The organism is Pseudoalteromonas sp. SaAl2 (assembly GCF_052947895.1).
Genome location: NZ_CM129605.1, coordinates 1,936,122 through 1,951,178 on the forward strand (window position 1 = coordinate 1,936,122; position 15,057 = coordinate 1,951,178).

General features: G+C 37.4%; 11 protein-coding genes. 2 read left to right on the forward strand and 9 right to left on the reverse strand.

Annotated features, from left to right (window positions below):
* Nucleotides 1-2: 2 nt before the first annotated feature.
* The 9 genes from ACU8V8_RS09395 to ACU8V8_RS09435 all read right to left on the reverse strand — a co-directional run bounded on the left by ACU8V8_RS09395 (nucleotide 3) and on the right by ACU8V8_RS09435 (nucleotide 12,965).
* Entirely contained in the window at nucleotides 3-1,031 is a 1,029-nt protein-coding gene (locus ACU8V8_RS09395) for an aldo/keto reductase (protein ID WP_446887270.1), read from the reverse strand.
* 14 nt (nucleotides 1,032-1,045) lie between these two features.
* A complete protein-coding gene (locus tag ACU8V8_RS09400; protein ID WP_446887271.1) occupies nucleotides 1,046-2,239 on the reverse strand; it encodes a UxaA family hydrolase in 1,194 nt (397 codons plus the stop codon).
* Nucleotides 2,236-2,541, reverse strand: a complete 306-nt coding sequence (locus tag ACU8V8_RS09405; RefSeq protein WP_446887272.1) for a UxaA family hydrolase — start codon at nucleotides 2,539-2,541, stop codon at nucleotides 2,236-2,238. Before ACU8V8_RS09405 ends, ACU8V8_RS09400 begins: the two co-directional genes overlap by 4 nt.
* An 863-nt stretch (nucleotides 2,542-3,404) precedes the next feature.
* Nucleotides 3,405-4,007, reverse strand: coding sequence for a hypothetical protein (locus ACU8V8_RS09410; RefSeq protein ID WP_446887273.1), 603 nt, complete (start codon nucleotides 4,005-4,007; stop codon nucleotides 3,405-3,407).
* Nucleotides 3,982-5,253, reverse strand: coding sequence for an alpha-L-fucosidase (locus ACU8V8_RS09415; RefSeq protein ID WP_446887274.1), 1,272 nt, complete (start codon nucleotides 5,251-5,253; stop codon nucleotides 3,982-3,984). The genes ACU8V8_RS09410 and ACU8V8_RS09415 overlap by 26 nt, the downstream gene beginning before the upstream one ends.
* 203 nt (nucleotides 5,254-5,456) lie before the next feature.
* Nucleotides 5,457-7,046, reverse strand: coding sequence for a sulfatase-like hydrolase/transferase (locus ACU8V8_RS09420; RefSeq protein ID WP_446887275.1), 1,590 nt, complete (start codon nucleotides 7,044-7,046; stop codon nucleotides 5,457-5,459).
* 788 nt (nucleotides 7,047-7,834) lie between these two features.
* Nucleotides 7,835-10,591 (reverse strand): TonB-dependent receptor, encoded by a 2,757-nt coding sequence (locus ACU8V8_RS09425; RefSeq protein ID WP_446887276.1) that lies wholly within the window; start codon nucleotides 10,589-10,591, stop codon nucleotides 7,835-7,837.
* Nucleotides 10,592-11,044: 453 nt separating this feature from the next.
* Nucleotides 11,045-12,604: an alpha-L-fucosidase gene (locus tag ACU8V8_RS09430; RefSeq protein WP_446887277.1), complete on the reverse strand. Its 1,560-nt coding sequence runs from the start codon at nucleotides 12,602-12,604 to the stop codon at nucleotides 11,045-11,047.
* A gap of 211 nt (nucleotides 12,605-12,815) precedes the next feature.
* Nucleotides 12,816-12,965, reverse strand: a complete 150-nt coding sequence (locus tag ACU8V8_RS09435; protein WP_446887278.1) for a hypothetical protein — start codon at nucleotides 12,963-12,965, stop codon at nucleotides 12,816-12,818.
* A gap of 771 nt (nucleotides 12,966-13,736) precedes the next feature.
* Here ACU8V8_RS09435 and ACU8V8_RS09440 point away from each other — a divergent pair.
* On the forward strand, nucleotides 13,737-14,246 hold the full coding sequence (locus tag ACU8V8_RS09440) for a hypothetical protein (protein WP_446887279.1): 510 nt from the start codon (nucleotides 13,737-13,739) through the stop codon (nucleotides 14,244-14,246).
* Nucleotides 14,183-14,644 carry an FCD domain-containing protein gene (locus ACU8V8_RS09445; RefSeq protein WP_446887280.1) on the forward strand — a complete coding sequence of 154 codons (462 nt, stop codon included), beginning with the start codon at nucleotides 14,183-14,185 and terminating at the stop codon, nucleotides 14,642-14,644. The genes ACU8V8_RS09440 and ACU8V8_RS09445 overlap by 64 nt, the downstream gene beginning before the upstream one ends.
* Nucleotides 14,645-15,057 lie beyond the last annotated feature (413 nt).

Consider the following 15,057-nt stretch of genomic DNA (forward strand, 5'->3'; position numbering starts at 1 on the left):
CATTACCCTTTATTAGGAAGCGGCGCGTCTTCTCTTAGCAGGCCAGCCTGAATCAAGCGAGACCAAAACTCATTTGGTATTACGTGATTAAATAGCTCTACCGTTTTATCAACTCTTCTTTCACTGCCCATTCCAGGGATCACTGTGGCAACCGCGGAATGGCCTAATGGGAATTGCAGTGCAGCTGCTGCAAGTGGGACAGAAAACTCCTTACAAATATCTTCAATCGTGCTTACTCTGGCGATAACATCTGCAGGTGCAGGTTCGTAGTTATAATGCGGTACACCACCACTTTGTACACCGGTTGCCAAAATACCTGAATTATATGGACCGCCTAAAATTATTGACGCGCCATACTGCTCACATTTTGGTAAAAAGGTATCTAACGCATTTTGTTCTAATAATGAATAACGACCCGCTAATAAAAAACAATCAAACTGACCTATATCCATGACTCTTTCACAAATTTCGGTTTCGTTTACACCTAAACCAACAGCTTTGATCACCCCTTGCTGGCGCAGCTCATCAAGTGCCTTATAACCACCTGAAGCTAACTGCTGGTAATAATAAGGGTCTTTATCACCGTGAGTGTCTACACCAATATCGTGAACTAGTAAGATATCAATTTCTGCGACACCTAAACGCTGTATGCTATCTTCGAATGAACGCATTATGCCGTCATAGGTATAATCGTAATGTGCGTCAAATGGCATCGGTGTATCAAAGCCATATCGAAGCTCGTTTACATTCGCATGGCGATCCGGTGTTAAGATTCGGCCCACTTTGGTCGATATAACATACTCTGACTTAGGGCGAGTTCTGAGTACATCACCGAGTCTTCTTTCACTAAGACCTAGTCCATAGCGCGGTGCGGTATCGTATAAATTGATTCCCGATGCTAACGCTGCTTGCAACGTTTTTTTAGCTTCATCATCAGATGTTTTTTTATACAAGTTGCCAAGCGATGCAGCTCCAAACCCAAGTTCAGATACTTTAACTGTGGTGTTACCAATTTGCCTATTCTTAAACATACTTATTTACTCCATTACCTAACTGTAGGTAAACAAGCCGGGCCAATCGCCTCAAACTTCTTGTAAGTTAAAACAAATTCTTGATGCCCCAGCGCTTCTGATTTAGACGGTGAGCCTTTTGCAACTTCTTTAACCAGTTGATATATTTCTTCACCGACCTGATCAACACTTGCTTCACCTTGAATAACTTTGCCAGCATTGATATCCATATCATCTGATAGATTTTCATAGGTTTCTGGATTAGCACACACTTTAATAACAGGTGAAATGGCTGATCCAACAACAGAGCCCCGACCCGTTGTAAAGAGGATAATATGCGAGCCTGATGCAATCATTTCTACGATTTCTGCACTATCAACAATATTAGGAAAACCAAACATTGGTTCACCATCAGGCACCACATCCATTAGGTATAAGCCACCTTGAGTAGGAATATCGCCAGGTTTGATCAAACCATGTATTTTTGAGCTTCCAGATTTAGCATAAGCCCCCATTGATTTTTCTTCTTGGGTAGAGAGTCCACCTTCTGCATTACCTGGGGCAAAACTTCCATAACCCATTTTAGTATAGTAACGCTCAGCTTTTTCAACCGACTTCATGATCTCTTCACCAAGCTCTGGGGTGATTGCGCGCTCAGCCATAATCTGTTCACAACCGATTAATTCGCCAGTCTCTTCAAACATACATACCGCATCATCAGTGATTAGTTTGTCAAAACAAACGCCTACGGCTGGGTTCGCACCTATTCCACTGGTCCCATCAGAGCCACCACAAATAGTACCAACCACTAATTCACTAATATCCATTGGTACAATTTCAGCTTGTTCGGCAATTTGGCTTATTCTATTAACACTGGCTAAACCGGCTTCAATTGTTGTACGCGTGCCACCATTTTTTTGAATCACCAGCGTTTCAACCGCGCGGCCACTTTCTTCAATAGTATTTGCTAGCTGCTCTCGATTAAAACCTTCACAGCCTAAAGACACTATCACCACACCAGCTACATTAGGATGTGTGCACAATCTTTCCATAATTTGTAGTGAGTAATCATTCGGGTAGCAGCCGGGAAAGCCGATTAATTGAACATCGCCTTGCTCCGAACCAGTGACAATAGCTCTGGCAACATGATGAGCACATTCAACTAAATAAGCCACCAGCACAACATTACGGATACCTTTACGGCCATCCTTTCTTAAATAGCCTTTCATGAGCTTCCCCCTACTTTAGATTGGCGAGTATGGCTGGCTATGTAATCACTTTTCATATTATGTAGGTGTACATGTTCGCCAAAAGCGATGTCTTGAGTTGCTGAACCAATAGAAACGCCATATTTTAAGATTTTGTCACCTTTGGTAATCTGCTTTCTGGAAATTTTATGACCAACAGTAATATCTGCAGTCATTGTTACTTCAACGCCTTCTAACGTTATTGAGTTACCAGTGAGTAACTCTCTACAACATACAAAAACATTGTCGTCTTTGTTCAATAGAACAAAATGTTTATTTATCATTCTTGCATCCTAACAATATTCTTCCAGCGGGCTATTTATGTCCAAGTAAAAAGACCTTCCCACATTTATTGAAAATATTTACTTGGCTGTTTACAAGCTATCTCTGAACATATTTTAATTTAATCACTTATTAACATTAGCGTCAATGAATTTATGTATTTTTATATTTAAATGTACATCAAGTAATTTAAGAGATAAGTAATAAAGCCATCATGAAATTGTTTTTTAAATGTAAAATGAATTCAAACATTGTGATAAGAAATTAAATAGGTATTTAGATGAGTTTTTACTAACAAAAATGCAGCATAGGTTTCATAGTGATAAGGCTTGATCATAATACGAGTTAGAGCCGACTTAGCAGGGAGTTTAAGCGTATGGGACAGAGTCACCAGCAAGGTAATTTAATACCTTGTTTACTTGGTGTTACACTCAATAATTAGAAGGTATTGATAGCTACAAACTACAGAATGTCAATTCCAAAACTGACTTATCTTGGATATGATAGCCTCTAAGCGTCTCAACATATTTATTAGTCGCTAGGCTAAATTGCCACTGTTATAAACAGGTATAGTAAATGCAAAACGTCGATCAATACCAATGGCAGTACTGGGGATAATTCCATCTCAAAGACCCCCCTACTAACCATTCATTATCCCTTTTGGTGCATTGTAGTTTTCGGATAAGAGCTACCATGTAGACTCAATTTTAGCTACCTGTAGATTGGGACCGTAAAGCCAAGATAAACACTAAATGTGATGTAGCACTTTATTATGATTACTATATTTTCAATCACTGAAGAGACAAAACACGCAGTTTTACACGCGTGTTTTGTTAATTTACAAACAAGTATTAACAGCCAGTGCTTATTTTTCCACAGGAACTAAATGGATAGCTTTGAGATTAATACCTCCACCAACAACCTTGCCTTTGGGTGTTACAGTGATATTCTGTTTACCTGCATTAAGCTCAATAACACCAACAACATCGGTGCGGTAACGATATAAAGTACGACCTTTAGATTGACGCAGTGAATTTTTACGCTCGCCAGTGTCCAGTGCTTGTAACATCAAATATTGCTCGCCAAAATTAATGAACCACTCACTGAAATCAACAACATCATCCGCTGAATATTCTACTTCTAAACGATATAAACCTGATTTAGCAACATCTACGTGCCAAGACCCTTTAGCTTTGTCCTGCCAATTCATTAAATTATTAGCATAATTCCAATCACCAAACTTTTGCATCCAGCGGATTTCTGCATTCTTACAGCCGTTACAATCAGCAAAGGCTGAATTAAGTGTGGTGGTAATGCTCGGATCGATTCCAGGGGTGTCATCAACTTTAGGCACACCAGCCACTTCTAACTCAATGACTGAGATCCGCTCATCTACTCCAGCAAAAGGCACATTAACGGTTAACCAACCATTGCTTTGTTTTTTAACAGATACTTTTTTTTGTACCATCCCCAAGTAACTTGCTAGATAGGATACGGTTTTGCAAACCTGACAGGTGAATCTTTCCATCTTCAGGCCAATCAAACACATGCAGGTAAACTTTACTGCCCTGTACAGTAATATCCCCCCAACTTTGAGCGCGCCCCCAAGGTGATGCTTGTGCACCATAAATAGTATGGCCATATTGCTTTAACCATTGCCCTGCACTTTCTAATCCAGCCTTAGCCATCTCTGGTACTCGTCCTTTAGCATCAGGGCCAATATTCAACATATAGTTACCACCGCGACCAACGGTTGAAATCAAACGACGTAAGATTTCTGTGCCAGACTTCCAGTTTTTATCGTACCAGGCATAGCCCCAGCTGTTATTAGTAGTGTCTATAGTTTCCCATAGCCCTGGATGATTTACTTCTGAAAGACTGTGATCTCCTAAAGTAGAAAAATCACCAACCCCATTACCAATACGACTATTAATTAAAGATTTTGGTTGCAAGTTACGCACTAAATGCACAAGTTTCATTGACTGCTCTTTAGTCATACCACCAGGGGTATCAAACCAAACAGTGCGAATTGGTCCATATTGAGTCAATAGCTCCGTCACTTGCGGCACAACTTTTTCTTCAAAATAGGTATCAAAATCACCTTTTTGTTCTGGTGATGACCAAGCCACACCTGCGCCTCCTTGTTCATACCAATCTTGCATTTGTGAGTAATAAAAACCCAAACCAATCCCGGCTTCTTGACAGGCATGTGCTAACTCTTTTAATGGATCACGAGAGAATGAGGTGGCATCTTCAATATCATAATCACTCGATTTTGAATGATACATAGCAAACCCTTCGTGATGCTTAGCGGTAATAACGATATTTTTCATACCGGCATCTACCGCCATTTTTACTATCGCCTTTGCATCAAATTGATCAGGGTAAAAGTCCGTCGCTAATTTTTTATAATCATCCACTGCAATATCAGCAACACGATCAGACATTAGCCATTCAGAAATTCCATAATAGGTTTTTCCTTTCCACTCACCAGCGGGAATAGAATACAATCCCCAGTGGATAAACATTGAATATTTGTCTTGCATAAACTGCTGCTGACTAGATTTATCAACATTTTGGGAGGTTTTCATACTTGTCTCCCCCCACAGCTCATCCATCGATAATGAATTTTCTTGAGCATATACACTGAAGGTACTGCTTAAAATAAAGGCACTAGCAATGCCTGATAATAAATGTGTGTTGAAGATTTTCATTGAAGATTCCTATTATTTTTCGTCTTACTTATTCGTTAAATTTAAACCTAACCAGCTTTAATAAAATTAGGTTAGTTTTTACTAATTGTTTGCCTCTTACGGAGCCCTACAGGTACTAATCAAAAAAGGAACAAACAAAACCAACAGACTAAAAACTATTTTAATAAGTTAGCCTATGCTCATCGTTCATAACTTCATAAAACTTAACGCAACTCTTTAACAAGTACCGTATTCCGTTTGCGCATTTGCTCTGCTATTGCGGCTGTATTTGGTTCATCAATAAGGTTTTTCATTTCCTTTGGATCATTAACTAAGTCATAAAGTTCTTCATAAATAGGCTGTTCACCTTTAATTGATGCATCAATATAATCGGTGTATTTGCCTTCATCTTTCTTATCAAAATAACGAATGTACTTCCATTTATGTGTACGAAGCCCTTCCATTCGTGGATAGTTTTGAATTGTCATCAGGTTTTCGATGAACAGCTCTTGTCGCCACTGAACCTTCTTCCCGGCTAATAAAGGCGAAAGATCTTCACCTTGCATGGAGTCAGGCACTGGTACATCCGTGAGATTTAACAACGTGGGTGCTAAATCAACTAAAGCAACTAATTCGTCAGATGTCTGTACAGTTTGCTGATTCGGACGTGGGTCATAAATTACCAACGGTATACTGATCGAAGGCTCATATAAAAATACTTTTCCACGTAAACCAAACTCCCCATGCATCAGCCCATGATCTGACGTAAATACAATAATAGTATTGTCAGCAACACCTTGCTGCTCAAGATGTTTGTGCAACTTACCGACAAACTTATCAATCCCCGAAATGGTTTGCATTTCACGAATTTTACGCTCAACTAATGTGCCTTTCTCTTTTGCGTAGTCATAGGTCGATAAATACTTACCGTTATGAACATTGCTAGGAAGTTTAGGCTTTACAATATCTTGCTCAGCGATATATGTTTCTGGAGCTGTAACTTGATCGGTTTGATCTCGATACGCGCTTTTATAAAGTGCGAGATCAGACTCTCGTTGCTCCATTGTGCTTGTTGAACTTGCATGTGGAACATTAAAGTTAATAAGTAAAGCGAAGGGTTGATCTTTTGGTCGGCTATCTAAAAAAGTAGAACCGTGAGAAAACGCTTCATTGGGAGCAATGAAGTTATCGAGGCTTTCTTCTAATATTTCAATTTGCGTGTCAGCTTGAGCATTATTAAAAATAGCATGGCGCTCTTTAGGGTAGAAACCAAGATGTTTATGGCCCGCATACCAATAGTCAAATGTTTGATCCATCACGCCACTTTTGTAACCTTCAACCCCCTCACTATTGGTACCAATTGGAGTATGATTTTTACCTATATAACCAACAAAATAACCAGCATCTTTCATTAACATTGGGTAAGTTTGTTTATATGCCTGATTTTCTAAAATTGTACCTGAGTTGAAGTTTACTGAATGCTTACGCTCATACTGACCTGTTAGTAATGAAGTTCGGCTTGGCGTACATACAGCACTGGTTGCAAATGCATTTTTAAAAACAGTACCATTTGCAGCCAATTGGTCAATATTAGGCGTTTTGATTAATTTATTACCTGAAAACCCTGTCGCATCGGCACGCATATCATCCGCTAAAATTACGATAATATTAGGACGTTTAGTTGCCGCTACTTGCTTTGTATTTACTCCAGTGAAATTGTGCTCAGGAACATCTATCACCTTTTCAGATTGACAACCTGCTAAAACTGAAAACCCAGCGAGTGTTAGTAAAAATTTATACACTATTTTTTTCATGTTTATTGAGTATCCTAAAAAGCTGCTAGGTTATGGATTTTACAAACTCGCTTTTGATATCCACACCATTTATATTTAAATATATCGTCATGAAAATTAAAAAAACAAACTGTATTTTTATTTATAATAATATTTATTTTGAGCATGTCAACGAAAAGTAAAAAAGTTTGTATAACTTTACATTTAATTTTTTAACAGACCTCGATAGACATAAGTACCTCGGCGCTTGGCCTGCATATCATATCTACCACAAACACATTACTGTATTTGCCCTATATATTTTTAAACTCAGAATTCGCTCGCTATGAAGGTGCCTTTAGTTAAATCAGGCTTTAGTAAAGGAGGAACTTTGATACGGTAAGAAGTCGCTGCATTTACTGTTAACTTTTTTATTGCTCTAGATTGCCTATTTCTATATGAGTCACTGGTAATCATTAGATATAGAGCTAAAAATGAGCTCACCTAACTAAATTTCACTTTCACTATTGTAAACAATCTCAAAACACTAGAGCTCAAACTTATTGTGTTTATGGATTAGCTTTCACACTCAAGACCCATGATATAAACTGTCCTTGGTAACAGTTTTTACCATTAAATTAGAGGTTTATAGGAAATATAATTGTCTCAATTAATCCTTATCACATTGTTTATGAAGTAGAGGGTTTTATGCTAGGAGACTAAAGTTCCAACACATAAAACCCAACTTTTTAACTGTGTTGCTGGTATAGAGATCAATAGAGTACAGCTCTCCCTATGATCTCCTAACCTTTGCTACAGTTTAAGTTAATTTAGAATTTAGTGCTAAAACCTAAAACAACTGTTCTTTCTCTTTCATAATAGCCTGCGAAATGTGACTGATCTGTTGCAAAGTCTCGTCTATCCTCAGAAAAGATATTGTTAACTTCAAATGTTGCATTTATATTCTCTGTGATATCATAGCCAAAGTTAATGTTTACTATACTTTGAGCTTGAGTAAATAAAGGGCTGCCAGATACATTTTGATCACAATTCCCTGCTAAACAATTTAAGTAATCATCACGATAGCTATACGTTAAGCGAGTACCAAAACCAGCTTTTTCATAATAAATAATTGCATTAAAATTATTTTTAGAAGATCCAGGAAACCCAAAACCTTCATCTCCCACATCTTCGTCAAAACTTGAATCAACATAAGTATAATTGGCTTGTATACCCAAACCATCGATTATGAAATCTAATGGTTGGTTACCACCAATTTCAAATCCACCGAGATTACCATCTGAGTAATTTTCAAATTGAGACACAGGTATTTCGCCAACAGAGTTTCCATATTGAGTATATATAATCTCTGGAATGATAAAATTACTTACCTGCTTTCTAAATACACTAAAAACGATTGAACCATCATTCTCTGTATAGAACTCGATAGTTGCATCAAAATTAACAGAGCTAAGAGGATCTAAATTTGGATTACCTTTTGAAACAGAAAGCGCCTCTCCCTTTTCATTTACTGATACGTTTGCTCGAGGGGCTAGTTCTGAGGGATCTGCCATAGTTATGGTTTTAGAACCCCCAAGGCGTAGAATCACATCATCTGTAAATTTATAACTTAAATTAAGTGATGGAAGAAATTTAACATAGTCATTTTCAATTTTAACAGGGGTAATTATAGTCGTACTATTAGGGGGCAAGTTACCAGCAACTAAGCTACCCGCAATTTCAGCGCCTTCGGCAGTACTTTTCACTTGCACTGCTCTCAAACCTACGTTACCAGTCCACTTATAATCAAAGTCAAAATTTACTTGTGTGTATAAAGCTAATATTTCTTCTCTAAGTTTATAAGAAGAAGAAGGATCTACAACAGGTACACCATTCAATGCAGGCAGTACATCGATAGCATTATCAATGCTGAGATTTGGTAGCATTGGAAATATACTTCCAAAATTACTCATGCCTCCAGCTAAAGTGGCATCTAGAGCAGCTTCAGCTTCCCCTGAGCCAGCTGGGTAACTAATACCGTCACCTTGGTCAAAACCGATATTATTTGCAACCAAACCAACAGCTGTACGTTGGGCATCTATATCACCAATAGAGTAGCGACCACCGAAATCAACCGATGTTATGACATCATCTAATTCATAGCTGAAATCTAATTTTAAACCATAATCCTTCGCGTCAAAATAATCTCTTCTTGTAGCACCATTTGTGAAAATTGTATTACTGTTATCGTAAAAGCTTTCACCAAAGTCAATCATCATAGACTCATTAGTCGCTTCAAAACTAACGCCACTTCCACCATTTAAGTCGACAAGTAACGATGTATATTTAAGATCTTGTTCATACTTTGTTTCTGAAAAGTACAGATCCGTTACCATCTTCAGGTGATTGTTTATTTGCCAATCAAAGTTTATTCCAGTAAGAGTTGTCTTTGTTAAATTATTAAATAGAATTGGCATTAGCTGGCCCTTAGGGTCACAGCCAGTACACCCATCAAAGTTAACTGAAGTTAAAATCCCATTTTCATTAATGTTCACTGAACTAGAATCTATAACATGGCCTGCCTGGAATGCATCACCACCACCATTGGGTAAGAGGTTTAATCGACCACGATTTCGAAATGATTTATTATCAAATTCCGTAGAAATATAGTCAGCTATAATTGTAAGGTCTGACGATGGAGCAAATTGAATCGCACCAGAGATTGAGTTAGTTAATCTATCTTCTCTAATAGGCTCTAAATTTACAGCGCTAAAAGCAGTAACTGTTTCTGTACGATCTGCAATGCCATCACCATTATCGTCTAAATTAATATCTGCAAGGCTTGTAGTATTGATTGGAAAATTTTGATTTCTCGAAGGATGTGACTCGCCTTTTAAAGCGGTTATATAACCAGACCAAACCTCATCATCACTTTGAAAACCAATTATACCGTTAACTCTGTAACCAAACTCTTCTGAGATGCTTGGATAATCACTGCGTATTGATACAGAACCAACTACATTTCCTTCATCACCATTTTTGAAAAGGTCACCAGGTTTTAGCAATTGCAAATCAACCGAGCCACCTAGGCCTGACGCGGTATCTGTAGCTGTAGGTGTTTTTTTAACTACAACACCCGAAAACATATTTGGTGGTAGTACATTCATATTTACAGAGCGCACACTACCTTGCCCACCCTCTCTACCAGCAGAAAGTAAAGTACGCCCATTTACAGTAGCAGTCACAAACTGTGGCCCTAAACCACGAACACTAATTCTATCCCCTTGCTGTCCGCCATCGTTTCTTTCAACTTGAACACCCGGCACTCGGGACAATCCATCAACGATATTTTCATCTGCAAATTTACCTAAATCATCAGCAGAAATGGCATCAACAACAGATGCAGAGTAACGCTTCACCATTTGTGAACGGCTTAAGCTAGAGCGGATACCTGTGACAGATATTGTTTCAATATCCTTTTGTGCTTTTTCATTTTCATTTTCCTGTGCGGCACTCGCAAATGTTGAAACGGCTAATATGTTAACGATTGCTAAACTCAGCGCACTAACTCTAAGAACTTTATGCATTGTGTGTGTTCCCCATTATTTTAGTTACTATTATTTACATCACGTTCACAATGACATATTTAAATCAGCATGACAATACTTTTACATATAAAAACACACAAAATAAACAATTAAAAATAACAAAACAAAATAAACAATTGAAAATAAATGATAAATTTAAAAAACAAAAAATAAAAATGGTTTAATTATATTCATATAACACATAAATCATAACTAGTAAGTTGGGGTTAGTGAATACATCAGTGTGAACAATCTCACTTAAGTTACTGTGTTGTTATGAGAGTAAGACTGCTTAATATTGGAAAGAGTTTACCTTTACTTATGTGGCTCGTTTAAGCAGCATTCACATTTTATACTAAAGGAGATATTTTTGAGGAGTTTTAACGCTGAAGGCTATTTATACTGCAGTGAATAAGATCCTATAAGGCGCATTACTCACTACAATAAATATAATTAAAATAACTGAACTTCTAAAGTATAACCAGGTTCCTGATTGGTATTAGTAGGTAAGGTGATTTCGATGCCTGCTTCTGTCTGCTTCCATTGAACACTGCCTTTTTGACCGAGTATCCGAATAGATTTTATATTTTGTCCATGCAAAGAGCCAACTAGCACTTTATTATTTTTAGGCCAAGCAAACGAGATAGCGTATAGTTTATTTTCCTTTTCGGTGAACCAAAAGTCTTTGTCGGTAAAGTCAAAAGTAACTTGGTTATCTTGACGATACTTTGTCCCTTTCATGTCAATTTTTGTAGGCCCTTCATGATTGACATCCCAAGGCTTAGAACCATAGATTGCTTCGCCATTTACAGCGAGCCATTGCCCTACTTTCTTTAAAATATCTGCAGACTCTGTAGGTATGACGCCTTGACCATCAGGACCTACATTGAGTAAGAAATTACCACCTTTACTCACATTCTCCACTAACCAATAAAGCAACTCCTTTGAGCTTTTCCAATCGTGATCATATGAACTATAGCCCCATGTATGATTGGTGGTTGCTATACCTTCCCATGTATTTGAACTAGCTTTATCAGGGATCACATTATCACCGGGTGTGCCAATATCACCGAATCCATTTCCTATCCGTGCATTAACAAGTATTTCCGGATTAGCTTGGTACACCGTTTTATAAAATGCCATGCTGTGCTCAGGTGGAATATAAATAGGTGTATCAAACCAAATTTGTGACAAATCATAGTTCGCTAATAGCTCTTTAACCTGTGGGATAGATTTATTCTCAATATAATCATCAAAACTAACAGGTGCCGGATCCCAATTATTTGGCATCGGTGCACGTCTTGGCTTTATACCTGGGCCTGGACCGTAGTCTTTCATACCACCATCACCACCGTCACGCCAATCCAGTGAATTAGAGTAATAAACACCAAAATCTAACCCTGCTTTTTTCGCAGCAATTTCCATTTCTTTAATTGGATCTCGTCCAAAAGGTGTCGCATCAACAATGTTAAAATCACTCACTTGAGATTTAAACATAGCAAACCCTTCATGGTGTTTAGAGCCCATAATGATATATTTCATTCCAGCAGCTTTTGCAAGGGCAACCCATTCGTGCGCATTAAAATGCTGTGGATTGAAATCTTTAGCCAGTTTTTCATATTCACTTCGCGGGATCTCCTTACGGCGCATGATCCATTCAGCAATGGTAGGGCCTGTTCCACCATCTTCCATTTTTTTGCCTTTATAGATACCGCCAAGTGAAGAATAAAGCCCCCAATGAATAAACATGCCGTACTTATTCTTGTTAAATTTTTCTCGTCCGCGCTGTTTATCTACAGAGCTAGTTAGTTTTTCCCACTGTGCGGTAAGCTCTTTCATTTTAGATGAACATGGTATGCCTGAACCTTCAAAACCGTATACTTCTTTTTTTTCAACTTCACTTAACGCGTTATGTGCTGCAAGCTCTGCACTGGTACACGCATAACTCACACTTGTACAGAAGGGTAAAAAACTCAGAACATACTTTAATGACTTAATATACTTTGTTTTCATTAACTTTCCTTTGATTCATACACTCAACATCAAGATAAAAGTAGCTAAGGGTTTGCTACTTGAATTTTTGTTGTTATCAAACCAGACTTTGATATCTAAATCTTGCGCTGGTAAGCCAACTTCAAAGCTCACTTTTGTCGCACCTTGTTCAATTTTAGTAGTGTAACTAACACCATTAATATATAAATGAGCATACTGCTTAGGGGATACTTTATTTTGCAGGAATATCCTGTAATGACATAGTAAACCGATAAGTACCCAGAAGACCTGTAGCTACTTTCCAAGGCGAAATTACATAGATTTCTTCTTTGTAAATCCAACCAGATTTACCAAACTTGTCATCAACAAACCTGGGAACCATGCCTCTTGAGCTGTGTTGAATGCTAACCAATCATGGCTAGATAAACGTGATGGATTTTCGTTGGCAGTGCCTAGCATCGGCACTTTTAGCTAAATTTCAACGTGTATACCTAACACAAAACCACTATTCTCTGTAAAGCACACTGTATCCAACTCCTTTTATAATCGTGCAATGTTCCCTTCTACATTAGTAGTAATATATTCAATGAATGACTTTTAGCTACCAGCTTAATCTTTAAGACATTTAATTGGGCTCAAGACAGGCGATATCAGGCTAACGGGACTTACAAAATAAAGAACTGCAAACTATCTTTTCGCTAAATTATTTTTATGTTTTTGTCTTTGAAATTGAATCACTCTATTTGACCCCCTCTATTTTCTATTGCTAATCAACTTATTAAACTTTGCATACTACTTTGTTATTTTTTAACCTTTATAGGTACCTTATACTTTAATTGTATTTTTACATACAATCCTACACAAGTAAGTAAAAGTCAATAATTAAAATTAGTAAAGGAGTCTTTGATAACATAGAAAGCATTTCAATAAACGACGTTTTAAAATGCTATGAAACATCTCTTTAATAGTGATAATTTGAGTTTTAGACTCGATTTAAACCTTAAAAAATACAATTAGCATTATTTGTTTTGTAAATAAGTCCTGTTTAGGCTTAAAATGATAATTATTGTATGTGGTTATTAACTATAAAATTCTACTTAACTAGTGGTATGTCTCAATAGTATGGATAACGTTTATAAAAAGTGAGATTAATATGGCGTCGAATAAAACCTATCTGTTCAAACAATCCATCAATCTGATATTAAATCATATCAATGAGTTACCAGAAGGCCAAAATGTTATGGCTAACGATATGGAGTTAACTCGGCAACTAAAAATAAGTCGAACAACTGTTAGGGCATGTGTAGAATATTTGATTGAAAAAGGTTTAGTGAAGCGTGAAGGCTCCCATAAGATTGTATTGCGACAACCTGAAGATACTGATTTCTTTGATATTGAAAACAAAGCATCTACTAAAGATGAGCAAATAGAAAAATATTTTATGGGCCTAATTCACCATGGTAAGTTACTCCCTGGAGATAGGTTTTCTGAACTGAGCTTAGCTCAAAACTCAGGCTGTACAACAATTAGTGTAAGGGAGTTTTTAATTAAGTTTTCCAATAATGGCTTAATAAAAAAATTCCTCGTGGCCGTTGGCAAATGGTTGAATTTGATGAAGCCTTTGCTAAAGAACCGATCGACTTCAGAGAAATGCTTGAAATGAATGCTTTAAATGATTTACTTCGAGCACCTAAAGATGACAAAATTTGGTCTGAACTCGCTGATTTATTACAAGCTCATCAAGAAGTACGAACTGATATGAAAAACCGCTATATGGAATTTCCAGATCTAGATAAGGCTTTTCATTTTAAACTACGCGCTAAAAAAACAAACCGTTTTATTGACCAATTTTATGAGATTGTTTCATTTATCTGCCATTACCATTATCAGTGGGATAAAAATGGTGAGTTAGAACGTTTTACTGTCGCAATTAACGAGCATATCATTATTCTTGAACATCTAATTTCACACGATCATGCAAGTGCTGTACTTGCTATGAAGCAACATTTAGAGTCTGCTAAGAAAACCTTGATGGGCTGTGTACACGGGTTGGAGGTTTAACAACCCAGAAATTTTTTGAGCTCTTCAAAAAATGTATTTAATGGCTTATTCTCGAATAAGCCATTAAATTCAACGTAAAAGCGTCAGCTTCCCCTATAATCTCTCTCTTTTTGATGAACTCGGTAATAAGCTTTCACTACAACACGGATGCATGATTAAAACCCGCTATCAAGTTGTGATTCCCAATTTCATGAAATTATAAACTGTGCGGCGATGTATTATGCCTAATAACAGGAGAAACCGAGGCTATTATTGAGGCTACGCATACAACTTATTTCAGGTGCACGCCGCGCTCTGTGATCATAGTTGCTCGCTCACGCTGGCTTAAGAGTAATATTGCTGAGGGCATTAAATATGTGTTTGTGATAGCATTTCTTTCCTATTCACTCGGGCTAGTCCCCATTGAGCAAGTA